This window comes from Maritimibacter fusiformis (assembly GCF_008086115.1).
GTDB lineage: Bacteria > Pseudomonadota > Alphaproteobacteria > Rhodobacterales > Rhodobacteraceae > Muriiphilus > Muriiphilus fusiformis.
Map to the genome: position 1 here is coordinate 327,203 of NZ_VSIY01000003.1, position 21,145 is coordinate 348,347.

21 protein-coding genes are annotated in these 21,145 nt (G+C 68.2%); 13 read left to right on the forward strand and 8 right to left on the reverse strand.

Annotation, left to right across the window (positions count from 1 at the left end; all coding sequences use genetic code 11):
- The first annotated feature begins 120 nt into the window (after positions 1 to 120).
- Positions 121 to 327 (forward strand): heavy-metal-associated domain-containing protein, encoded by a 207-nt coding sequence (locus FVF75_RS02330; RefSeq protein ID WP_148376132.1) that lies wholly within the window; start codon positions 121 to 123, stop codon positions 325 to 327.
- A 40-nt stretch (positions 328 to 367) separates the two neighbouring features.
- Here FVF75_RS02330 and FVF75_RS02335 read toward each other — a convergent pair whose 3' ends face one another.
- Positions 368 to 754: a c-type cytochrome gene (locus FVF75_RS02335; RefSeq protein ID WP_246137990.1), complete on the reverse strand. Its 387-nt coding sequence runs from the start codon at positions 752 to 754 to the stop codon at positions 368 to 370.
- 301 nt (positions 755 to 1,055) lie between these two features.
- Here FVF75_RS02335 and FVF75_RS02340 point away from each other — a divergent pair, with 301 nt between their 5' ends.
- Positions 1,056 to 1,721, forward strand: a complete 666-nt coding sequence (locus tag FVF75_RS02340) for a L,D-transpeptidase (RefSeq protein WP_148376134.1) — start codon at positions 1,056 to 1,058, stop codon at positions 1,719 to 1,721.
- A gap of 40 nt (positions 1,722 to 1,761) precedes the next feature.
- On the opposite strand, the gene FVF75_RS02345 is transcribed toward FVF75_RS02340, so the two are convergent.
- The 3 genes from FVF75_RS02345 to proS form a co-directional block, all read right to left on the reverse strand.
- Entirely contained in the window at positions 1,762 to 2,055 is a 294-nt protein-coding gene (locus FVF75_RS02345; protein WP_148376135.1) for a hypothetical protein, read from the reverse strand.
- A 381-nt stretch (positions 2,056 to 2,436) separates the two neighbouring features.
- Entirely contained in the window at positions 2,437 to 2,919 is a 483-nt protein-coding gene (locus FVF75_RS02350; RefSeq protein ID WP_148376136.1) for a DUF2937 family protein, read from the reverse strand.
- An 84-nt stretch (positions 2,920 to 3,003) separates the two neighbouring features.
- Positions 3,004 to 4,344: a proline--tRNA ligase gene (proS, locus tag FVF75_RS02355; protein ID WP_148376137.1), complete on the reverse strand. Its 1,341-nt coding sequence runs from the start codon at positions 4,342 to 4,344 to the stop codon at positions 3,004 to 3,006.
- 151 nt (positions 4,345 to 4,495) lie between these two features.
- Between proS and FVF75_RS02360 the strand changes: the two genes are divergently transcribed.
- The 8 genes from FVF75_RS02360 to FVF75_RS02395 all read left to right on the forward strand — a co-directional run bounded on the left by FVF75_RS02360 (position 4,496) and on the right by FVF75_RS02395 (position 13,610).
- On the forward strand, positions 4,496 to 5,395 hold the full coding sequence (locus FVF75_RS02360; RefSeq protein ID WP_148376138.1) for an alpha/beta hydrolase fold domain-containing protein: 900 nt from the start codon (positions 4,496 to 4,498) through the stop codon (positions 5,393 to 5,395).
- A 152-nt stretch (positions 5,396 to 5,547) separates the two neighbouring features.
- Positions 5,548 to 6,060: a fasciclin domain-containing protein gene (locus FVF75_RS02365; RefSeq protein WP_148376139.1), complete on the forward strand. Its 513-nt coding sequence runs from the start codon at positions 5,548 to 5,550 to the stop codon at positions 6,058 to 6,060.
- A gap of 61 nt (positions 6,061 to 6,121) precedes the next feature.
- On the forward strand, positions 6,122 to 6,640 hold the full coding sequence (locus tag FVF75_RS02370) for a fasciclin domain-containing protein (protein WP_148376140.1): 519 nt from the start codon (positions 6,122 to 6,124) through the stop codon (positions 6,638 to 6,640).
- A gap of 242 nt (positions 6,641 to 6,882) precedes the next feature.
- Positions 6,883 to 7,959 (forward strand): AI-2E family transporter, encoded by a 1,077-nt coding sequence (locus tag FVF75_RS02375; protein WP_148376141.1) that lies wholly within the window; start codon positions 6,883 to 6,885, stop codon positions 7,957 to 7,959.
- 3 nt (positions 7,960 to 7,962) lie between these two features.
- Complete coding sequence (locus FVF75_RS02380) at positions 7,963 to 8,640, forward strand: P-loop NTPase family protein (protein ID WP_148376142.1); 678 nt, start codon at positions 7,963 to 7,965, stop codon at positions 8,638 to 8,640.
- A gap of 83 nt (positions 8,641 to 8,723) precedes the next feature.
- Entirely contained in the window at positions 8,724 to 10,949 is a 2,226-nt protein-coding gene (locus FVF75_RS02385) for an RNA degradosome polyphosphate kinase (RefSeq protein WP_148376143.1), read from the forward strand.
- 125 nt (positions 10,950 to 11,074) lie between these two features.
- A complete protein-coding gene (locus FVF75_RS02390; RefSeq protein WP_148376144.1) occupies positions 11,075 to 11,998 on the forward strand; it encodes a calcium/sodium antiporter in 924 nt (307 codons plus the stop codon).
- Between the two features lie 70 nt (positions 11,999 to 12,068).
- The gene (locus tag FVF75_RS02395) at positions 12,069 to 13,610 is read left to right on the forward strand and encodes a Ppx/GppA family phosphatase (protein ID WP_148376145.1); all 1,542 of its coding nucleotides are present in this window, start codon (positions 12,069 to 12,071) and stop codon (positions 13,608 to 13,610) included.
- Here FVF75_RS02395 and FVF75_RS02400 read toward each other — a convergent pair.
- From FVF75_RS02400 to FVF75_RS02410, 3 genes are all read right to left on the reverse strand, one after another.
- Positions 13,607 to 13,909: an AAA+ family ATPase gene (locus FVF75_RS02400; RefSeq protein ID WP_148376146.1), complete on the reverse strand. Its 303-nt coding sequence runs from the start codon at positions 13,907 to 13,909 to the stop codon at positions 13,607 to 13,609. The genes FVF75_RS02395 and FVF75_RS02400 overlap by 4 nt on opposite strands.
- A gap of 37 nt (positions 13,910 to 13,946) precedes the next feature.
- On the reverse strand, positions 13,947 to 14,981 hold the full coding sequence (locus tag FVF75_RS02405; protein WP_148376147.1) for an endonuclease/exonuclease/phosphatase family protein: 1,035 nt from the start codon (positions 14,979 to 14,981) through the stop codon (positions 13,947 to 13,949).
- Between the two features lie 68 nt (positions 14,982 to 15,049).
- Positions 15,050 to 16,678 (reverse strand): SulP family inorganic anion transporter, encoded by a 1,629-nt coding sequence (locus FVF75_RS02410; RefSeq protein ID WP_148376148.1) that lies wholly within the window; start codon positions 16,676 to 16,678, stop codon positions 15,050 to 15,052.
- A gap of 184 nt (positions 16,679 to 16,862) precedes the next feature.
- Here FVF75_RS02410 and FVF75_RS02415 point away from each other — a divergent pair, with 184 nt between their 5' ends.
- The 3 genes from FVF75_RS02415 to FVF75_RS02425 all read left to right on the forward strand — a co-directional run bounded on the left by FVF75_RS02415 (position 16,863) and on the right by FVF75_RS02425 (position 19,391).
- Complete coding sequence (locus tag FVF75_RS02415; protein ID WP_148376149.1) at positions 16,863 to 17,738, forward strand: S-methyl-5'-thioadenosine phosphorylase; 876 nt, start codon at positions 16,863 to 16,865, stop codon at positions 17,736 to 17,738.
- A 98-nt stretch (positions 17,739 to 17,836) separates the two neighbouring features.
- Positions 17,837 to 18,841, forward strand: coding sequence for an MBL fold metallo-hydrolase (locus FVF75_RS02420; RefSeq protein ID WP_148376150.1), 1,005 nt, complete (start codon positions 17,837 to 17,839; stop codon positions 18,839 to 18,841).
- 13 nt (positions 18,842 to 18,854) lie between these two features.
- Positions 18,855 to 19,391, forward strand: coding sequence for an adenine phosphoribosyltransferase (locus tag FVF75_RS02425; RefSeq protein ID WP_148376460.1), 537 nt, complete (start codon positions 18,855 to 18,857; stop codon positions 19,389 to 19,391).
- A 255-nt stretch (positions 19,392 to 19,646) separates the two neighbouring features.
- On the opposite strand, the gene FVF75_RS02430 is transcribed toward FVF75_RS02425, so the two are convergent.
- The gene (locus FVF75_RS02430; RefSeq protein ID WP_148376151.1) at positions 19,647 to 21,110 is read right to left on the reverse strand and encodes an FAD-binding oxidoreductase; all 1,464 of its coding nucleotides are present in this window, start codon (positions 21,108 to 21,110) and stop codon (positions 19,647 to 19,649) included.
- Positions 21,111 to 21,145 lie beyond the last annotated feature (35 nt).

Sequence of the window (21,145 nt, forward strand, 5' to 3'; positions counted from 1 at the left end):
ATGGGGTTCAGATAGGGGTTCCACTGACTGGAAGGTCAATGGTTCAAATTATTTTTCACGCGCTCTTGACCTTCCCGCGGTGGAAGACCTCACCTGAGCGCATGTGAAAAGGAGACAGGCATGACCAGATTCAGCGTACCGGACATGAGCTGCGGCCACTGCACCGCGGCAATCGAAAAGGCGATCGCCGCCGCCGACCCCGCCGCCAAGGTCTCGTGCGACCTTGACGCGCGCACCGTCGACGTGGACAGCAGCCTGAACGAACAGGCGTTGTCGGACGCGATCCGCGAAGCCGGATACGAGTCCACCACACTGGCGGCGACCTGACGCAAGGAATGGCGCCGGTGACCCCGGTGCCGGTGCCTCGTCAGCCGCCGTCGACCTGACGCTCGACGGCGCTGCGTTCGGCCTGAATCCGGCGTTCCCGCTCTGGCCAGGTGGATTTGATGTAGGCGAGGATGTTTCGGATCTGATCGTCGGTAAGCTGATCGCCGAAACCCGGCATGCCGCTGGCAAAGTCGACGCCCTGCGCGGCAAGCGCGGCCTGCCCGCCAAGCCGGGTGTAGTCGAAAAGCACGCGGTCGGAGTGGTGCCAGGTATGCCCGGTTTCATCATGCGGCGGGGCGGGCAGCACCCCGTCCGGCCCCGGCGACTGCCAGTCGGGCTGGCCCTCGAGGTTCGCACCGTGGCAGGCGGCGCAGTAGACCTGATAGAGCCGCGCGCCCTCTGCCAGGTCGGCGCGTCGCGACAGCATCCGGCTGCGCTCGCCGGTGATGTCGACAAGCCAGACCCCGGCCACGGCGCCGGACAGGAGCAGGGCAGACAGCACAAGGGTTTTCCGCATCTCAGGTCATTCCGTCAGGTCGTCGTGGCCGCATGGCCGGTCATGCCGCAACGATACAGCCATTTCCCCCGGTTGTCCGCGCCGCGCGGCGGAACAATCCGGCCAGCCACGGGTTTGTGACTGGACCCTCGCAAACGGGCGCGTTCCAATGCAGGCCCGATCGGTGCCTTGCGCGTGCGCCACCTTCGACAGCTACCAGGAGGCCATAGCCATGTTGACCAGACGCCATTTCGTCGTGACCGCTGCGGCGCTGTTCTCGCCGCCAATCTCGGGGCCGTTGTTCGCGGTTCCCCAATCGCGCGAGGCGCAGTGGGCGGCGTGGGATGCACAGGTCACGCCGCCGAACTACGACCCGGCAGTGTCGAACCCGTGGGGGCTTCATCCGCGGTTCCTGCCCCGGCTGGTCGAGGCCAAGGACGGGCTCACCCCCGGCGATATCCATGTCGATGCGGTGGCCCGCTATCTCTACCATATCAAGGATGACGGGACGGCAATGCGCTTTGGCGTCGCCATCGCCCGCGGCGACCTTTACGAGGCGGGCACCTACACCATTCGCCGCAAGGCCAAGTGGCCAACCTGGACCCCGACGCAAAACATGATCCGGCGCGACCCCGAGCTTTACGCGCCCTATGTCGATGGGCAGGAGGGCGGCCCGACCAACCCGTTGGGCGCCAGGGCGTTCTACCTCTATGTCGGCGACCGCGACACCTATCTTCGCATCCACGGCTCGCCCTATCCGCGGTCGATCGGCGGGCGGGCCAGTTCGGGCTGCGTGCGGATGGTCATGGCCCATATCATCGGCCTTTACGACCAGGTCGAAACCGGATCGACCGCGTTCCTCTATCCGCCCGAGGATGCCCTCGCGGCGCAGAGTTGAGCGGGCGGCCAGGGCGCGCCGCCCGGCGCGCGGGCGTGCCTCACCCCGTGGCGGCCGGCGGCACCCCGGCCTGGGTGCAGATCGGATTGCCCTGGGTGGTGCGAAGCGGCAGCAGGGTGCTTTCGACGGGACCATCGTGAAGATACCAGTAGCACCCGTCCTCGGGTGAAATGCGGACGGCCCGAAGGTTCTGATACGGGGCCGCGACCGCGAGGACACCCTCGGGAAGTTCTTCGAGAAACCCCGTATCCGCATCGGTCGGGGCGACATCGACAGCCGCGCACCCGGCAAGCAGCGCCATCGCCGCCACCAGCCCAAGTCGTTGAAAATTCATCTTTGCTCTCCTGCATGGACGCTCGATCGGGAAACAAGCCCGGGACAGTCGAAGCATGTCGAAAACCCCGCCCGAGTCGAAGCATTAATTTCGCCCGGGCCCGATGCCGGCACGTGACACGCGCCCCGGGCCGGTCATGTGCCCGCCCCGACCAAGGCATCGGGTCCGGTTTCGACGCGATGCCACAAGGAACGCCGGCGTGCGACCGGGTCGCGCTGGCCACATTGGTTCGATCTCCATCCGGTTCGTGAAGCGCCAACCCGCAACGACGACGTCTGTTCCCCTTTGTGGGGTCGATTTTTCGCCGATCAAGGCCGGGAGGCGCCGGGATCGGCTGCGTTCCGGTCCCGTCACGGGAAGGACGGGTGCGAGGCGGCACGCTCAGGCGGTGCGGCGGAACGGGCGCAGCATCAGCGACAGAAGTGCCGTGACCAGCGCCCAGCCGGCGGCATAGCCGAGGCCCGCGGCGATCAGCCCTTCGGAGGTCGCGGGCACGCCCGGCTGGTAGTCGTCCCAGGTGCGCCGGGCCAGGTCCGGGTCGCGGAAGCGGTAGAACCGGGCCAGGCGCTCGAGCGGCTGTGCGGTGGCAAGCGCCTGGTAGTCAGCGTTCAGCCGCTCATAGCGATAGATGCGGGCGCGCATGTCGTCGCGCAGACTGTCAGTGAAGTCGCTGCCGCCCATCTTTTCGAAGGCTTCCTCGCGGCTCAGCCCGGCGACCCGCGCGGTGGTGTCGAAGGCGATGGTGACGGCGCGCAATTCGTCCACCGCGCCGGACAGGCGCTGGACGTATTGCTGCGAGAACTCGGGAAATTGCGACAGCGCCACCGCGCCCGCGATGCCGCCTGCCAGTGCGAGGATGCGCATCTGCCTGCCTTTCCGACTGCCCGCCGGTCTTGTTGCCGGCCCGCGCAGAGTGTGCGGCCTCGGCCGCGTTCGGTCAAGCCGGGGCTAGAGATGGCCCGCGTAGATGCCGCGGAGGCGGTCGACCACCAGGTCGGGGGCCAGCTCCTCGCTCTCGCCGGTGCGGCGCGAGGTCAGCTCGACCACGCCGGCCTTGAGGCCGCGCGGCCCGACGGTGATGCGCCAGGGCAGGCCGATCAGGTCCATCGTCGCGAACTTGGCGCCGGCACGTTCCTCGCGGTCGTCATAAAGCGGCTCGAACCCGGCCCTGGTCAGGGCGGCATAAAGGTCTTCGCAGGCGCGGTCGGCCTCGCCGTCGCCCTGTTTGAGGTTCACGATGCCGACGTGGTAGGGCGTGACACCCTCGGGCCAGATGATACCCGCCTCGTCATGGTTGGCCTCGATGATGGCACCGACCAGGCGGCTCACGCCGATCCCGTGCGAGCCCATGTGAACCGGCACCTTTTCGCCGTCCTTGGTGTTCACCGTGGCCCCCATCGGCTCGGAATACTTGGTGCCGAAATAGAAGATCTGCCCGACCTCGATGCCGCGCGAGGTGCGGCGGCGATCCTCGGGCACCTTCTCGAACAGGCCCGCGTCATGGGTCTCGTCGGTGCGGGCGTAGGGCTTGGTCCATTCGTTGCAGATCAGCGCCACCTGGTCCCAGTCGTCATAGTCGATGTCGCGGTTGCCAAGGCTGAGGTCGGTGATCGCGCTGTCATAGAACACCTCGCTCTCGCCGGTCTCGGCCAGCACGAGGAATTCATGCGTGTCGTCGCCGCCGATCGGCCCCGAGTCGGCGCGCATCGGGATCGCCTTCAGCCCCATGCGCTCATAGGTGCGCAGGTAGCTCACCATGTGCCGGTTGTAGGCGTGCATCGCGTGTTCATGGTCCACGTCGAAGTTGTAGCCGTCCTTCATCAGGAACTCGCGCCCGCGCATCACGCCGAAGCGCGGGCGGATCTCGTCGCGGAATTTCCACTGGATGTGGTAGAGCGTCAGCGGCAGGTCCTTGTAGCTGCCGACATGGGCGCGGAAGATGTCGGTGATCATCTCCTCGTTGGTCGGGCCATAGAGCATGTCGCGGTCGTGGCGGTCGCGGATGCGCAGCATCTCGGGGCCATAGGCGTCGTAGCGCCCGGATTCCTTCCACAGGTCGGCCGGTTGCAGCGTCGGCATCAGCATCGGAATGTGCCCGGCGCGCACCTGTTCCTCGTGCACGATGTTTTCCAGTTTGCGCAGCACCTTGAAGCCCATCGGCAGCCAGGAATAGATCCCGGCGGCGGCCTGCTTGATCATGCCGGCGCGCAGCATCAGGCGGTGCGAGGCGATCTGCGCCTCGGCGGGCGTTTCTTTCAGAACCGGAAGGAAATAGCGGGACAGGCGCATGGTTTGTCCTTTGTGTCTCAGGGTCGCCTGCCCGTTTAGTCGCCCGGCGCGGCGCGGGCAAGCGCGAAGGCGGGGCCGCGCCGGGCGTGTCGGGCTTGACCGCCGGGATGCGGCGTCCAAAGGTGGGGCATTGCCCCGAACCAAGGCCCCGATGACCCGGCCCCGTTTCCACCCCGACCTGACCTCGGCCAGATGGTTGCCCCGCTCGGTGATCACGCCGCGCCTGTTGCCCTTGGGCCGCGCGGCGATGCGGCTGGTCGGCCTGCTGGCGCGGCGCAAGGCCGAGGTCGCACCGGTGCCGGGCGGGCGCGAGGTCTGGCTGGTGCGCCCCGACGCGCCGCGTCCCGGTTCGATGCCGGTTTTGTTCTGGGTCCACGGCGGCGGGTTGATCTTCGGCCACCCGGCGCAGGAGCTGGCGTTCTGCCGGATTGTGGCGGAGCGGTTCGGCGCACTGGTGGTGGCACCGGCCTACCGCTTTGCACCGGAGCACCCCTACCCCGCGGCGCTCGATGATCTGCGCGCGGCCTGGGGTTGGGTGCAGGATCGCGACGATGTGGACCCGGCGCGGATCGTGGTCGGCGGCGACAGCGCCGGGGGCGGGCTGGCGGCGGCGCTGGCCATTTCGCTCTGCGACGCGGGCGCGGCGCTGCCCTGCCGGTTGATCCTGCATGAACCGATGCTGGACCCGGCGACGCGCCACCGTCCGGACCCGGACCCGGCAACGCTGCGGTTGTGGGGCGCGCGGATCAACCGCTTTGCCTGGGAGAGCTACCTGGCCGGGCTGAGCGGCGAGATCCCGGCCACCGCCGCGCCCGCACGGCTGGCCGATGCGCGCGGCCTGCCGCCGACCTGGATCGGGGTCGGCACGATGGACCTGTTTCATGACGAATGCCTCGCCTTTGCCGACAAGCTGCGCGCGGGCGGGGTGCTGAGCGGGATCGATGTGGTTGCCGGGGCACATCACGGTTTTATGGCCGCCGCGCCAAAGGCCGCCGTCTCGCGCAAATACCGCGACCGGATGTTCGCCCAGATGGCGGCGGCCTGGGGCTGACGCCGGGGCCGCGCGCCGCCTGTTCCGACACGATCCGTTCTGACGCGCCCGTCACGCGCGGTCACGGCTGCGTTACCCCGGTGATCCCATGTGCCCCCGCCCCGCGTAGCCCCAGCACGAACCGCGACACGGACATCACTCAGGAGGACAACATGACCATCGCATCCAAACTCGGCCTTGCGGCCGCTTTCGCCCTGACCACCTCGGCCGCCCTGGCACAGAACACCATCGTCGACATCGCCGCCGGCGACGACCGCTTCGAGACCCTCGTCGCCGCCGTCACCGCCGCCGACCTGGTCGAGACCCTGTCGGGCGAAGGCCCGTTCACCGTCTTCGCGCCGACCGACGATGCCTTCGCCGCCCTGCCCGCGGGCACCGTCGAGGGTCTGCTCGAACCGGACGCCAAGGGCGATCTGACCAACGTGCTGCTCTACCACGTCGTCGCCGGCAAGGTGATGTCGGGCGATATCGCCATGGGCAACACCAAGGTGGGCACCGCGCTCGAAGGCGCCAATGTCTGCGTGATCAAGGGCGAGGGCGTCATGCTCGACGACGGCTCGGGCACGATGGCCAACGTGATCATCGCCGACATCGAAGCCTCGAACGGCGTCATCCACGTGATCGACACGGTGATCCTGCCGGGCAACGACCCGTCCTGCATGTAACCCCCCCTGCGCCGGGGGTTCGCCCCCGGCGCAGCCCACACCAGACCCCAAGGAGATTGAATTGACACGTTTTCTGAAAACCACCGCCGCCGCGCTGGCCGCGACCATTGCCCTTTCGGGTGCCGCCAAGGCCGACAATATCGTCGAGATCGCCGCCGCCGATGACCGCTTTTCCACCCTCGTCGCCGCCGTGACCGCGGCCGGCCTTGCCGAGACGCTCTCGGGCCCAGGCCCCTTCACCGTCTATGCGCCGGTCAACGACGCCTTCGCCGCCCTGCCCGAGGGCACGGTCGAGACGCTGCTCAAGCCCGAGAACAAGGGCCAGTTGACCGATGTGCTGCTGTATCACGTCGATGACCGCAAGCTGACGGCTGGGATGATCCCGTCGGGGTCCAACTACTTCAAGCCGATCCTTGCAAGCCAGCGGCTGTGCATCACCAAGGGGTCGGGCGGCGTGACCATCGCCGACGGCACCGGCGAGAGCGCCAACGTGGTGATCGCCGACATCATGGCCGACAACGGCGTGATCCACGTGATCGACAAGGTTCTGCTGCCGGGCACCCGGCCGGCCTGCCACTGAGTTTTCCCCAGCGCTCCCCGAGCACTCCCAAGGGCGGACGTTCCCACCGCCCGGCCGGGCGCGGTGGTCTTGAAAAAGGCCCCGCGCCCGGTTTCTTTTCGTGACCGCGCCGGGCGCGGCGGCGGCGGGGACGGACAGGGACAGGGCCGCACCAGCGGGCCGGGTCTGCGCGCCGCACCCGCGCGCCCTTGCGCCAGAGGGACAAACAGGCAAGAACAGGGCCGGGAAACAAAGGAATCCACATGGCCCTGCCGGTCGGAACGCAACTGAAATACTGGTCCGTCGCGGCGGTGTTCTTTCTGGTCGCGCTGTGGTTTCTGGGCGACATCATCCTGCCCTTCGTGATCGGCGGTGCGGTGGCCTATTTCCTCGACCCCGTGGCCGACCGGCTCGAGCGGCTGGGACTGAACCGGGTGATGGCGACGGTGGTGATCACGCTGATCGCGGTGGTGATCTTCACGCTGCTGGCGCTTCTGGTCATCCCGCTGCTGGTCGAACAGGCGGTGGCGCTGGTCAACGTCGCGCCGAAGGCGGCGCAGAACCTGCAAGCCTTTCTGACCGAGCGCTTCCCGTCATTGATCAACGAGGAAAGCATCCTGCGGCAATCGCTGGCCACGCTGGGCCAGAAGATCCAGGACCGGGGCGGCGAGTTCATCAATGCCGCCCTGTCGTCGGCAATGGGGATCGTCAACGTCGTCTTTCTGATCGTCGTGGTGCCGGTGGTCACGTTCTACCTGCTGCTCGACTGGGACCGGATGATCGCCGCGATCGACGGCCTTCTGCCGCGCGAGCACGCGCCGGTGGTGCGCGATCTGGCCAGTCAGATCGACCGGACGCTCGCCAGCTTCATCCGCGGACAGGGCACGGTCTGTCTGATCCTGGGCACCTATTACGCGGTCGCGCTGATGCTGATCGGGCTGCAGTTCGGGCTGGTCGTCGGCTTCATCGCCGGGCTGATCACCTTCATCCCCTATGTCGGCGCCATCGTCGGCGGCGCCCTGGCGATCGGGCTGGGGCTTTTCCAGTTCTGGGGCGAGTGGTGGCTTCTGGGCGGGGTCGCGGCGGTCTTCGTCGCCGGCCAGTTCGTCGAGGGCAACATCCTGACCCCCAAGCTGGTCGGCGACTCGGTCGGGCTGCATCCGGTCTGGCTGCTGCTGGCGCTGTCGGCCTTCGGTGCGCTGTTCGGCTTTGTCGGCATGCTGGTGGCGGTGCCGGTGGCCGCGGCCATCGGGGTGGTGGCGCGCTATTTCACCCGCCGCTACAAGCAGAGCATGCTGTATCGCGGCGGGTCCGACGACCCCGACGAGGACGCGAACTAGGCCATGGCGCGGCAGATGACCTTCGAGCTTCCCCTGCGCCCGGCACGGGGGCGCGGCGATTTCTTCGTCTCGGAAACGAACTATGCCGCGCTGGCGGCGATCGAGGGCTGGCAGGGCTGGCCCGGGCGCAAGATGGTGCTGACCGGGCCTGAGGGCGCGGGCAAGAGCCACCTGGTCGAGGTCTGGGCCGGGCTGGCCGGGGCCGAGGTGGTCGCGGCGGACGATATCGGCGGGGTCGATCCGGCGCGGCTGGCGGGCCGGAACGTGGCGCTCGAGGATGCCGACCGGCTCGCCGGCGATGCGGCGGCCGAGGCGGCGGCCTTTCATCTGCACAACCTGGTGCTGGCCGAGGGCGGCAGCCTGCTCGTCACCGCGCGCGACCTGCCGCAGCACTGGGGACTGGGCCTGCCCGACCTCACGAGCCGGATGCAGGGCGCGGCCACGGTGGCGCTGGCACCGCCCGACGAGGCGCTGCTGGCCGCCGTGCTGGTCAAGCTATTCGCCGACCGCCAGATCGCCGCGCCCGCCAACCTGATCCCCTATCTGACCCAGCGCATCGAACGCTCGTTCGCCGCCGCCCAGGCGGTGGTGGCCGACCTGGACCGCACCGCGCTGGCCGAACGCCGCCCGGTGACGCGCGACCTGGCGAAACGGCTGCTCGAGGCGGCGGACGACGAATAAGCCGCAGGCGGCGCGCTGGACATTGCCCCGTGCCCCGGCCCATAATCCGCGCCACTCCCCCCGTTCCTGACCCGGTTTGCGCCATGACCCTCGACAGCCCCGCCCCTGCCCGTCCCCCGGCCCCGGACGCGCCCGCGATCGACGCCGATTTCCTGAATTCGGACTTCCCCGAGCCGGTCGAACTGCCCGAAGAGGAAATCTCCGGGCCGGGGCGGTTCTTCAACCGGGAACTGAGCTGGCTGGGCTTCAACTGGCGGGTGCTGGAAGAGGCCGAGAACCCGCGCGTGCCGCTTCTGGAGCGGCTGCGGTTCCTGTCGATCTCGGCCACCAACCTCGATGAATTCTATACCGTGCGGGTGGCCGGGCTGCGCGAGCTGGAGCGCGAGGGCAACACCACGCCCGCCGCCGACGGGCTGACCCCGGGCGAGCAACTGGTCAAGATCAACCAGAACGCCCGCGCCCTGATGGCGCGTCAGCAGGAGGTCTACACCATCCTCGCCTCGGAGTTGCGCAACGAGGGTATCGTGATCTGCAACCGCGACACCCTGACCGAGGCCGACCACGCGCATCTCGAGGACGTGTTCCTGTCGCGGGTGTTTCCGGTGCTGTCGCCGCTGGCCATCGACCCGGCGCATCCGTTCCCCTTCATCCCCAACACCGGCTTTGCGCTGGCGCTGCAATTGCAGCGCAGCGCCGACAAGCGCAAGTTGCAGGCGCTTCTGCCGATCCCGCACCAGATCGACCGTTTCGTGCGCCTGCCCGCCGAGGAAGGCACGGCGCGGTTTTTGCCGCTGGAAGAGCTGTTGCTGCTGCACCTGCACAGCCTGTTTCCCGGCTATGTCGAAAAGGGAAGCTGCGCCTTTCGGGTGCTGCGCGACAGCGACATGGAGGTCGAGGACGAGGCCGAGGACCTGGTGCGCGAGTTCGAGACCGCGCTCAAGCGCCGGCGCCGGGGCGAGGTGGTGCGGCTCAAGATCTCGTCGGGCGCGCCGGCGGCCCTGATGGGTCTGATCCAGCGCGAGTTGCACGTCACCGGCGACGAGATCGTCGAGGTCGACGGGCTGATCGGCGTGGCCGACCTGTCGCAGCTTGTGCTGGACGAGCGCCCCGACCTTCTGTGGCCCACCTTCACCCCGCGCGTGCCCGAGCGGGTCGAGGACCACCGCGGCGACATCTTCGCGGCGATCCGGCAAAAGGACATGCTGCTGCACCATCCTTACGAGACCTTCAACATGGTGGTGCGGTTTCTGGAGCAGGCCGCCCTCGACCCCAACGTGGTGGCGATCAAGCAGACGCTCTATCGCACCTCGCGGGATTCACCCATCGTCTCGGCGCTGTGCGAGGCCGCCGAGGCGGGCAAGTCGGTGACCGCGCTGGTCGAACTCAAGGCCCGCTTCGACGAGGCCGCCAACATCCGCCAGTCGCGGCGGCTGGAACGTGCCGGCGCGCATGTGGTCTATGGCTTCATGAACTACAAGACGCATGCCAAGATCTCGACCGTGGTCAGGCGCGAGGGCGACGACCTGGTGACCTATACCCATTACGGCACCGGCAACTACCATCCGATCACCGCCAAGATCTACACCGACCTCAGCCTGTTCACCTGCGATGCCGCCCTGGGGCGCGATGCCACGCGGGTGTTCAACTACCTGTCGGGCTATGCCCAGCCGGAGCGGCTGGAAAAGCTGGCGATCTCGCCCCTCAACCTGAAATCCACCCTGATCGAACGCATAAGGCAGGAAGGCGACCACGCCGAGGCCGGCAAGCCCGCCGAGATCTGGGCCAAGATGAACTCGCTGATCGAATCGGACGTGATCGACGCGCTTTATGATGCCTCGCGGCGCGGCGTGAAGATCACGCTGGTGGTGCGCGGCATCTGCGGCATCCGGCCCGGCATCAAGGGGCTGTCGGACAACATCCGGGTGAAATCGGTGGTCGGGCGGTTCCTCGAGCATTCGCGCATCGTCTGCTTCGGCAACGGCCACGGGCTGCCCGCCAAGGGGGCCAAGGTCTATATCTCGTCAGCCGACTGGATGGGGCGCAACCTCAACCGCCGGGTGGAAACGCTGGTCGAGGTGACGAACCAGACCGTCAAGGCGCAGATCGTCAGCCAGATCATGGCCGCCAACCTGCATGACGTGGCGCAAAGCTGGGTGATGCAGCCCGACGGCACCTTCCTGCGCCCCGACCTGAGCCGGATCGAAAACCCGTTCAACTGCCACCGCTTCTTCATGGAAAACCCGTCGCTGTCGGGCCGGGGCTCGGCCGGGGCTTCGGACGTGCCGGAACTGGCCCACAGCCACGACTGACGGCGCGCGCCATGCCGGAGTATTTTTCGCCAAGGTGAAGCCGCGGGGTTGAAACGGCGCGCGCGCGGGCCATGTTCGGAGCGAGGCCCCGCGATCGGCGTGTGGCAGGGCGATGCGGGTGTCATGTGACCGTTTTTCTACTTGTTCTGGGTCTCATCCTTCTGGTGATCGGCGGCGACATGCTGGTGCGCGGCGCGGTCGGACTGGCGGGCCGCCTTGGCGTTTCTCCGCTTCTGATCGGGTTGACGGTGGTGGGCTTCGGCACCTCGACGCCGGAGCTTGTCACCAGCCTGCAAGCCGCCTTTGCCGGGGCGCCCGGGCTGGCGCTGGGCAACGTGGTCGGCTCGAACATCGCCAATATCCTCCTGATCCTCGCCGTTGCCGCGCTGATCCGCCCCTTCGCGGTCGGGCGCGCGGCGCTGGGGCGCGACGGGCTGGCGATGGTGCTGGCGACGCTGGGTGCCACGGCGCTTATCGCCACGGACGGGCTGGGCCGGGCGGCGGGGTTCGGGCTGGTGGCGGGGCTGGGCCTCTATCTGCTGGTCGCCTACCGGATCGACCGCAACGGCAACGACAGTTCCGAAGCCGATCCGGCCGTCACCGATGCGCTGGGCGTGTCGCTGGCGCTGGCGCTGGGCGGCATCCTTCTGACCATCCTCGGCGCCCGGCTGCTGGTCGACTCGGCGACCGAGATCGCCGGGGCGCTGGGGGTCTCGGACGCGGTGATCGGGCTGACGCTGGTGGCGGTCGGCACCTCGCTGCCCGAGCTTGTCACCTCGGTCATGGCGGCGCTGCGCGGGCGCGGCGACATCGCGCTGGGCAATGTGCTGGGGTCGAACATCTACAACCTTCTGGGCGTTCTCGGGGTGACCGCGCTGGTCCACCCGATCCCGGTGGCCGCCCAGATCGCGCGGGTCGACACCTGGGTAATGCTGGCGGTGACGCTGCTGCTGGTGGTGCTGATGCGCACCGGCTGGCGCGTCAGCCGGCGCGAGGGCGGTGTGCTCCTGATCGGCTATGCCGGCTATCTCGGCTGGCTCGCGGTCTGAGCCGATGCGCCCCGGCGATTGACCGCGCGCGGGGAAACGTGAATAAACCCGTGCAAACCGCCGAGGGCCCATGACCGCAATCGAAGAACACGACTGGGGACCGTTCGGACGGCCATTGTTCGAAGACCCCTCGGTGCGCGCCCTGAAGCGCGTGGGCGTGCTCGATGTCGGGTCGAACTCGGTCCGGCTGGTGGTGTTCGACGGGGCGGCTCGCAGCCCGGCCTATTTCTACAACGAGAAAATCCTCTGCGGCCTTGGCGCGGGACTGTCCGAGACCGGGCGGCTGAACCCCAAGGGCCGCGCCCGCGCGCTGGCCGCGATCAAGCGCTTTCGCCTGCTGGCCGAGGGCATGGACCTGCCGCCGCTGTCCGCCGTCGCCACCGCCGCGGTGCGCGATGCCGAGGACGGGCCGGAGTTTCGCGCCGAGGTCGAGCGCGCCACCGGCATCCGCCTCTACGTGATCGACGGCGAGGAAGAGGCGCGGCTGTCGGCGCAGGGCGTTCTGCTGGGCTGGCCCGGGGCCAACGGCCTGATGTGCGACATGGGTGGGTCGTCGATGGAACTGGCCGAGGTGTCGGACGGCAAGGTCGGAACCCGGATCAGCTCGGGCCTTGGTCCGCTGAAACTGGCCGACATCAAGGGCGGCAAGGCGGGGCTGAAGGCGTATATACGGGAGACGATGGAAGAACTGGCGGGCCAGATCGCCACCCGGCCCAAGCGCCTTTATCTGGTCGGCGGGTCGTGGCGGGCGATTGCCCGGCTCGACATGCACCGGCGCGGCTATCCGCTGCATGTGCTGCACGAATACCGGATGACGCCCAAGGGGCTGGCCGCGACGCTGGCGTGGATCGACAGCGTGGACCTTGACGAGGTGCGCCAGCACACCGGCACCTCGGCCACGCGCATGGCGCTGGTGCCGATCGCCGCGCAGGTGCTCAAACGCCTGGTGCGGACCTTTCAGCCGCGCGAGATCGCGGTGTCGTCCTATGGTATCCGCGAGGGGCTGCTGTATGAGCAGATGCCCGAGCAGCTTCGCCGCCGCGACCCGCTGATCGAGGCCTGCCGGTTCGCCGAGAAGAAGGACGCCCGCATGCCCGGGTTCGGCAAGGGGCTGTTCGAGTTCATCCAGCCGCTCTACAAATCCGCCCGGCCCGAGCGGCTGCGGCTGGTGCGCGCGGCCTGCCTCTTGCACGACGTGAGCTGGCGCGCGCATCCCGATTACCGCCACGAAGTGACCTTCGAAAGCGCCACCCGCGCCAACCTGGGCGGGCTGACGCACCAGGAACGGGTGTTCCTGGGAATGGCGCTGTTTCACCGCTACAAGAACAACCGCGACGGATCGCGCTTCGAGGATATCTTTTCGATCCTGCCCGAAGCCGAACATGCAAAGGCCGAGGTGCTGGGCAAGGCGATGCGGTTCGGGGCGATGTTCGCGGTCGACGCGCCGCACAAGCAGGCGGCGCTGACCTGGCGGCCGAAACGGCGCGAGTTGCACCTGAAGGTCAAGCCGCGCGCGGCGGATCTGTTCGGCGAGGTGGCACGGGTGCGGCTGGACAGCCTGGCGCAGGCGCTCGACGCCACGACCGTGGTGAAGATCGCCGGGCAGTCCTAGAGGTCGGTCGCCTCGGGCGCGTCCGGTTGCAGCGGTTCCTTGCGGCGGATGATGATGTCGCCGTTGGGCAGACGCTCGGGCGCCTCGTAGAGGGTCACGTCATCCAGCCAGTCGACCAGCTTGCTCCAGCCCTCTTCGCCCTCGGCCATCAGCCCTTTCAGAAACAGCTTCATCCCCTCGGACAGAAGCTCGGCGCCGGTCGACAGGTCGGGGTTTCGCGGCGCGCTGTTCTGATCCTGCGCGATGGCCGGTGCGGCGGCGAGGAAGAACGCGGCGGTGAGTGTGGCTATCGGTTTCATGCGAATAATATGGGGGCGGGGCGCGGGAATTGGAAGATCAGCCGCCGAGATCGAGATCGACCGACACCGGGAAATGGTCGGACCCGGTGAGCAGCGCCTCGCGCAGCTCCGGGGTGTGGTAGCAGACCGGGTCGTCGAACGGGTGCCAGATGCGCCAGCGCGGGTTCATGGCGCACAGGTCGGACGACAGCATCACGTAGTCGAGCAGCGCTTGCAGATAGCGCCCCTCCTCGTGCAGGTAGAACCGCGCGGTGACCGGCATCGCGCCGACCCGGCGGCTTAGCGCAAGCCGGGCATGGGGGTCATGCAGGCGCTTTTTGCCGTCCTCGCCCAGCACGATCTCCAGCCCCGAGCGGCCAAAGAGTTTCTCGTATTCGTCCAAGCCGGGGCCGTCATTGAAGTCGCCCAGCACGATCAGAGGTTCGTTTCGTGCAAGAACCTGGTCGACGCGCTGCCGCAGCCAGACGCATTGCGCCAACTGCTTGCGGCGGTTCTGGATCGACAGGCGCAGGATCTCGTCGGGCGTGGTCGCGCCGATCGGGGCCTTGGATTTCACATGCACCCCGATCAGGCGCAGAACGCGCCCCGTCTCGCGCAGCATCAGCCGCGCCTCGAGCGGCGGCTTGGAGAAGGTGATCGCCTCGGGTTCGGCATCGACATCGAGGTCGAAGCGGAAAGTGCTGTCGAAGCGCGGCGCGTCGTGCGAGCCCTTCTTGCCGGTCTCCTCGCCCCAGGGGTCGTGCTCGGCGGTGAACACGTCGGGATTGTAGAGCAGCGCAATCTCCTGCTGGGTGTCGTTGCGAAAGCCCAAAAGCGCCTTGCGCGCGCGCAGCCCGTAAGTGCGGGCGAAGGTTTCGAGCGCGCGCACGGTCGAGCGGCGGCGGTTGTCGTCGGGGGCCTCGATCACCATCACCGCGTCGGCATCCATTGCGGTAAAGACGATGCCCAGCGCGGTCAGCTGGTCGGCGCGGGTCACATTCTGGCGGGCCGACCACTCGCCGTCCTCCAGAAGCCCGCCGTCGTCGTCGAACAGCGCGTTGAACCATTCGATGTTGTAGGTGGCGATGCGCATCGCGGCGGCTCCGGAAGGCTGGGTCGGGGTCAGCCTAGGGGCCGGGGGTCGGGGCGGCAAGCCCCGCCCTAGTGCCCGCCCAGAATGCCGGTGCGCACCGAGTAATCCGCCGCGATGGCATAGTCGGGGTCGTCGTCGCTGTCGACCATCAGGTGGCCGGCACGGGTCAGGAGCCGGTGGCAGTCGCGCGACAGGTGGCGCAGTTGCAGGCGCTTGCCGGCGGCCTCGTATTTTGCCGCCACTGCCTCGATGGCTTGCAGGGCGGACTGGTCGGCCACCCGGCTGTCGGCGAAATCGACCACCACGGTGTCGGGGTCGGTCTCGACCTCGAACAGCTCGGTAAAGCCGTCGGTCGAGCCGAAGAACAGCGGCCCCTGCACGCGGTAGACCTTGGACCCGTCCTCGGGCGTGTAGACATCGGCATGGATGCGGCGCGCGTTGGTCCAGGCATAGGCCAGCGCCGAGACGATCACGCCGACCACCACCGCCACCGCGAGGTCTTCGGCCACCGTCACGGCGGTGACCAGCACAATCACGAAGGCGTCGGTTTTCGGCACCCGGAACAGGATCTTGATCGAGTTCCAGGCGAAGGTGCCGATCACCACCATGAACATCACGCCGACCAGGGCGGCCAGCGGGATCTGCTCGATCAGCGGGGCCGCCACCACGATGAAGGCCAGAAGGAACAGCGCCGCCGCCACCCCCGAGATGCGCGTGCGCCCGCCCGAGTTCACGTTGATCATCGACTGCCCGATCATCGCGCAACCGCCCATGCCGCCGAAGAACCCGGTCGCGATATTGGCCGCGCCCTGGGCCAGGCTTTCGCGCGAGGCACCGCCGCGCTGGCCGGTCATTTCACCGACCAGGTTGAGGGTCAGAAGGCTTTCGATCAGCCCGATGGCGGCAAGGATCAGCGCATAGGGAAAGATGATCCGGAGCGTCTCCCAGTCGAGCGGGACGGCGGGGATGTGAAAGCTGGGCAGGCCGCCCTTGATCGAGGCCAGGTCACCGACCCGCGGCACCTCGATGCCGAACCCGATCACCACCGCCGCCACCACCGCGATACCGGCCAAGGGCGCGGGCACCACGCGGGTGATCCGGGGCATCACCCAGATCACCGCCATGGTCAGCGCCACCAGCCCCAGCATGGTCACAAGCGGCTGGCCCGTCAGCCACTCGCCCCCGGATGCGCCATGCCCCGAGGCGGCGACGGTGCCCGGCACCTTGAACTGGGTCAGTTGGGCCAGGAAAATCACGATCGCGAGGCCATTGACGAAGCCCAGCATCACCGGATGCGGCACCAGCCGCATGAACTTGCCCCAGCGCAGGATGCCGAAGGCGACCTGCAGGATGCCCATCAGCACCACGGTCGCGAACAGGTATTCGACGCCGTGATCGGCCACCAGCGCCACCATCACCACCGCCAGCGCCCCGGTCGCGCCCGAGATCATGCCCGGGCGTCCGCCGAACAGCGCCGTGATCAGCCCGACCATGAAGGCCGCATAGAGCCCGACCAGCGGGTGCACGCCCGCGACGAAGGCAAAGGCCACCGCCTCGGGCACCAGCGCCAGCGACACGGTCAGACCCGACAGGATCTCGGTGCGCAACCGGGCCGGGGTCATCACCACGTTGGGAAAGAGTTTCAGGCTGGGGCGGCCGACACGGTCGGCAAAGACCGCCAGAAGCGCTTTGGACAAGGATCACCTCGTTGGGGGAAGCTGTTGGAAGGGTCGTCCTTAACGCTGCAGCGCAGAAATATCCAGTGCGAATGACGCGGGGTCGGCATGCGGGGCACGCAAGGCGCCGCGCCTGCGTCGCTTTTTCGTTGAAATCCCGGCCCGGTTTTGCAACCTCGGGCGGGCCATTGGACGGGAGCGGCGCATGGACAGGATGATCGGGGTGATCGGCGGCTCGGGGCTTTACGAGATCGCGGGGCTGTCGGGGGCCACCTGGGTCACGGTCGACACGCCCTGGGGCGCGCCCTCGGACCAGATCCTGACCGGCACGCTGGACGGGGTGAAGATGGCCTTCCTGCCGCGCCACGGACGCGGCCACGTGCATTCGCCCTCGACGGTGCCGTATCGGGCCAATATCGACGCGATGAAGCGGCTGGGCGTCACCGACCTGGTGTCGGTCTCGGCCTGCGGGTCGTTTCGCGAAGACCGCGCGCCGGGCGATTTCGTCATCGTCGACCAGTTCATCGACCGCACCACCCTGCGCGAGAAATCCTTCTTCGGCACCGGCTGCGTGGCGCATGTGAGCCTTGCGCATCCGACCTGCCCGGCCCTGTCGGACGCCTGCCACACGGCAGCGGGGGCTGCGGGGATCACGGTGCACAAGGGCGGCACTTACCTGGCGATGGAAGGGCCGCAATTCTCGACGATGGCCGAGTCCAAACTCTATCGCGAGGTCTGGGGCTGCGACGTGATCGGCATGACCAACATGCCCGAGGCCAACCTCGCCCGCGAGGCCGAGCTTTGCTATGCCAGCGTTGCGATGATCACCGATTATGACAGCTGGCACCCGCAGCACGGCGAGGTCGACATCGCCGAGATCATCGCCACCCTCGGCGCCAACGCCGACAAGGCGCGCGCGCTGGTGGCGCGGCTGCCCGGGCTGCTGGGCGCGGCGCACGACCCCTGCGCCCACGGCTGCAACACGGCGCTCGACGTCGCACTCCTGACGGCACCCGAGGCGCGCGACCCGGCGCTCATGGCGCGGCTCGATGCGGTCGCGGGGCGGGTTTTGAAAGGCTGAGACCCGATCCGCGCTTGCCAGCCGGACCGGATGCGTGCTGAACTCATCCCCGTCAAACCGACGCGGCACGGGGTGCCGCCCAGCAGGGAGATACTTCCATGACAGCAGCACTCAGACTGGCCGCGCTCGGTCTGGTCGCATTGACGCCGCCGGCGCTGGCCGACAACGGTTTCGACGTGGTCACGCTGGGCGCGCGCGGCGGGCTCGAGGGCGGCAATCTCAGCGCCTTCCTGATCCAGCCCCACGGCGACCCGCGCGCCGTCACCTGCGACGCCGGCGCCATCGTCAACGGCATCCGCGTCGCCGACGAAAAAGGCGCGTTCGACGCGGTCGAGCTGCCGGCGGAGTCGGACTATACCAGGGTCGGGCACGTCTTTACCGACGTGATCCGCGGCTATTTCATCTCGCATTCCCATCTCGACCACATCGCCGGTCTGATCGTCGGCTCGCCCGACGACAGCGCCAAGCCGATCTATGGCCTGCCCTCCGTCCTCGGCAACATCGAGAGCACCTATTTCAACTGGGTCGCCTGGCCCAATTTCGGCAAGAGCGGCACCGAGCCGCATCTCGGAAAATACGACTACATCGCCCTGGCACCGGGCGAGCCGGTCGAGGTCGCGAATACCGCGATCACCGCCACCGCCTTTCCGCTGTCGCATGGCGGCGTCGAATCCACCGCCTTTCTGTTCGAGAGCGGCGGCGATTCCATCCTGTGTTTCGGCGACACCGGCCCCGACAGCGTCGAGGGCGGCGAGCACCTGGCGACGATCTGGCAGGCGGTCGCCGAGCAGGCGAAATCCGGCGCGCTCAAGGCGATCGTGATCGAAAGCTCCTATACCTCGGACCGACCCGACAACCTTCTGTTCGGCCACCTCACGCCGAAACACATCCTCGCCGAACTGGGCAAGCTGGCGGACCTGGCCGGGGGGCCGCAGGCGCTGGCAGGGCTGCCGGTGGTGATCAGCCACATCAAGTACCAGATCAAGCAGGGCGAGTTGCCGCAGGTCACGATCCTGAACGAACTGGAGGCCGGTAACGATCTGGGCGTGCGTTTCATCATCCCCGAACAGGGCATGAGCTGGCACTTCGATGCCCGTGACTGAGGCCGCCCGCAAGATGACGCGGAAATCCGTCAAGGACTACATCCGCACCATCGTGGACTTCCCGCATGAAGGGATCATGTTCCGCGACGTGACCACGCTGTTCGCCGATCCGCGCGGCTTTCGCATGACCATCGACCAGATGCTGCACCCGTTCGCGGGCGAGGAGATCGACAAGGTGGTGGGGCTGGAGGCGCGCGGCTTCATCATCGGTGGTGCCATCGCGCACCAGCTGACGTTGGGGTTCGTGCCGATCCGCAAGAAGGGCAAGCTGCCGGGCGCGACGCTGAGCCAGGCCTACCAGCTCGAATACGGCGAGGCGGTGATGGAGATCCACGACGACGCGATCCAGCCGGGCGAACGGGTGCTGGTGGTCGACGACCTTCTGGCCACCGGCGGCACGGCGGCGGCGGGCATCCGGCTGATCGAGCGGCTGGGCGGCGAGATCGTGGGCTGTTCCTTCATCATCGACCTGCCCGAGCTTGGCGGGCGCAAGGTGCTCGAGGACATGGGCATGGACGTGCATGTCCTGTGCGAATTCGACGGCGCGTAAATGCTTTGGCAAGGTTTTGCGGCTAGACAGGACGTGGCCTGAGAGCACAGGCCGCTGCTTGCACGCACGTGACGTTTCCTCGTGTCGGCGCCCCGCCTTCACCCCCGGCGGGGCGCTTTTTCATCCCGAGGCCATGCCCCGGGCCGCACGCCACGATGGGTGCACCCCCGCGTCGTGAGTATTTTTGCCAAGATGAAGTCAGGGCGCGTCAACAGGGCGCGTTAACCTTGACGGGCTTCATCCTGGTCCAAATACTCATGTCGGGGTGGTCTGTCCCTGTTCCCGACGCCCGGTCCGGCGCGCCAGAACCGCGCCGGGGTTCATGATGCCATCCGGGTCGAGCGCCGCCTTGATCGCGCGCATCGCTGCCAGCCGGGCGGGGTCGGCGTAGGTTTCGAGGGCATGCACCTTCAGCCGTCCGACGCCGTGCTCCGCCGAGAACGAGCCGTCGAACTGTGCCACCAGGTCATGGACCGCCTGCGCCACCTCGGTCCGCGCGCCGGGGAAGTCGGCGCGGGTGCGGCCTTGGGGCGGGAACACGTTGAAATGCAGGTTGCCGTCGCCAAGGTGGCCGAAACAGTTGATCCGGAACGGCCCTTTCGCGGCAATCGCGGCGGTGGCGGCCTGCAGGAACCCGGGGATCGCCGAGAGCGGCAGCGAGATGTCATGCGACGAGATCGACCCGACCCGGCGGTTGGCCTCGGGGATCTCCTCGCGCATCGCCCAGAGGGCGGCGCGCTGGGCTTCGGATTGCGCGATCACCCCGTCGGACGACAACCCCGCCGCCTGCGCCGCCTCGAACAGGCCGGTCAGCGCCGCGTCGACGTCGCCGCCGCGTGCCAGCCCCAGGTCGATCAGCACCGCCCAGTCGGGAAGCGCGGCGAAGGGCGCGCGGGCGATGCAGCCGGTTTCGGCCAGAAAGCGCATCGCCTGGCCCGAGATCAGCTCGAAGGCGCTGATGACGGGGCCGAGCCGGTCGCCCGCCAGTGCCAGAAGATCGAGCGCGGCCCCGGGCGAGGGCACCACCATCAGCGCCGTTCCGGTCACGGCGGGGCGCGGGAACAGCCGCAGGCTGGCCGCCGTGATCACCCCTAGCGTGCCCTCGGCCCCGATCATCAGCGCGCGCAGGTCATAGCCGGTGTTGTCCTTGCGAAGCCGCCGCAGCCCGTGCCAGAGCGAGCCGTCCGGCAGCACCGCCTCGAGCCCCAGGCAGAGCTCGCGGGCATTGCCGTAGCGCAGCACGTTGACGCCGCCGGCGTTGGTCGCAAGGTTGCCGCCGATCCGGCACGACCCCTCGGAGGCCAGCGTCAGCGGGAACAGCCTGTCGGCGGCTTCGGCAGCCGCCTGCACATCGGCCAGGATCGCCCCGGCCTCGGCGATCAGCACGTTCTCGGCCGGGTAGACCGCGCGGATGCGGGTCATGCGCTCCAGCGACAGGATCACCGGGGCGGGGCCATCGGGCATCACCTGCCCGCCGACCAGCCCGGTGCCGCCGCCATAGGGCACCACGCCGACGCGCGCCGCCGCCGCCGCGCGCACCACCTCGGCGACCTCTTCGGCGGTTCCGGGTGCGACGACCAGCCCGCCCTGCCCCCTGAACAGCCCGCGTGGTTCCTCGAGGTAGGCCGGGCCGAGCGGGCGGAACGCCGCATCGGGCAGGCGCGCGCGCAGGGTTCGGGCGAAATCCGCATCGGCGGGGTTGAGCGGTGGCAGGGTCATGGGGCGAGTTTGCACCCTTCCGGGCCGGGCGCAAG

Excerpts from the sequence above, each read along its gene's own strand:
- proS (WP_148376137.1), bottom strand. The coding sequence starts at position 4,344 with ATGCGCCTGTCCCGCTATTTCCTTCCGGTTCTGAAAGAAACGCCCGCC.
- FVF75_RS02395 (WP_148376145.1), top strand. The coding sequence starts at position 12,069 with ATGACCGCAATCGAAGAACACGACTGGGGACCGTTCGGACGGCCATTG.
- FVF75_RS02405 (WP_148376147.1), bottom strand. The coding sequence starts at position 14,981 with ATGCGCATCGCCACCTACAACATCGAATGGTTCAACGCGCTGTTCGAC.
- FVF75_RS02375 (WP_148376141.1), top strand. The coding sequence starts at position 6,883 with ATGGCCCTGCCGGTCGGAACGCAACTGAAATACTGGTCCGTCGCGGCG.
- FVF75_RS02425 (WP_148376460.1), top strand. The coding sequence starts at position 18,855 with ATGACGCGGAAATCCGTCAAGGACTACATCCGCACCATCGTGGACTTC.
- FVF75_RS02340 (WP_148376134.1), top strand. The coding sequence starts at position 1,056 with ATGTTGACCAGACGCCATTTCGTCGTGACCGCTGCGGCGCTGTTCTCG.
- FVF75_RS02360 (WP_148376138.1), top strand. The coding sequence starts at position 4,496 with ATGACCCGGCCCCGTTTCCACCCCGACCTGACCTCGGCCAGATGGTTG.
- FVF75_RS02335 (WP_246137990.1), bottom strand. The coding sequence starts at position 754 with ATGCTGTCGCGACGCGCCGACCTGGCAGAGGGCGCGCGGCTCTATCAG.
- FVF75_RS02365 (WP_148376139.1), top strand. The coding sequence starts at position 5,548 with ATGACCATCGCATCCAAACTCGGCCTTGCGGCCGCTTTCGCCCTGACC.
- FVF75_RS02385 (WP_148376143.1), top strand. The coding sequence starts at position 8,724 with ATGACCCTCGACAGCCCCGCCCCTGCCCGTCCCCCGGCCCCGGACGCG.
- FVF75_RS02350 (WP_148376136.1), bottom strand. The coding sequence starts at position 2,919 with ATGCGCATCCTCGCACTGGCAGGCGGCATCGCGGGCGCGGTGGCGCTG.
- FVF75_RS02415 (WP_148376149.1), top strand. The coding sequence starts at position 16,863 with ATGGACAGGATGATCGGGGTGATCGGCGGCTCGGGGCTTTACGAGATC.
- FVF75_RS02420 (WP_148376150.1), top strand. The coding sequence starts at position 17,837 with ATGACAGCAGCACTCAGACTGGCCGCGCTCGGTCTGGTCGCATTGACG.
- FVF75_RS02380 (WP_148376142.1), top strand. The coding sequence starts at position 7,963 with ATGGCGCGGCAGATGACCTTCGAGCTTCCCCTGCGCCCGGCACGGGGG.
- FVF75_RS02345 (WP_148376135.1), bottom strand. The coding sequence starts at position 2,055 with ATGAATTTTCAACGACTTGGGCTGGTGGCGGCGATGGCGCTGCTTGCC.
- FVF75_RS02430 (WP_148376151.1), bottom strand. The coding sequence starts at position 21,110 with ATGACCCTGCCACCGCTCAACCCCGCCGATGCGGATTTCGCCCGAACC.
- FVF75_RS02400 (WP_148376146.1), bottom strand. The coding sequence starts at position 13,909 with ATGAAACCGATAGCCACACTCACCGCCGCGTTCTTCCTCGCCGCCGCA.
- FVF75_RS02330 (WP_148376132.1), top strand. The coding sequence starts at position 121 with ATGACCAGATTCAGCGTACCGGACATGAGCTGCGGCCACTGCACCGCG.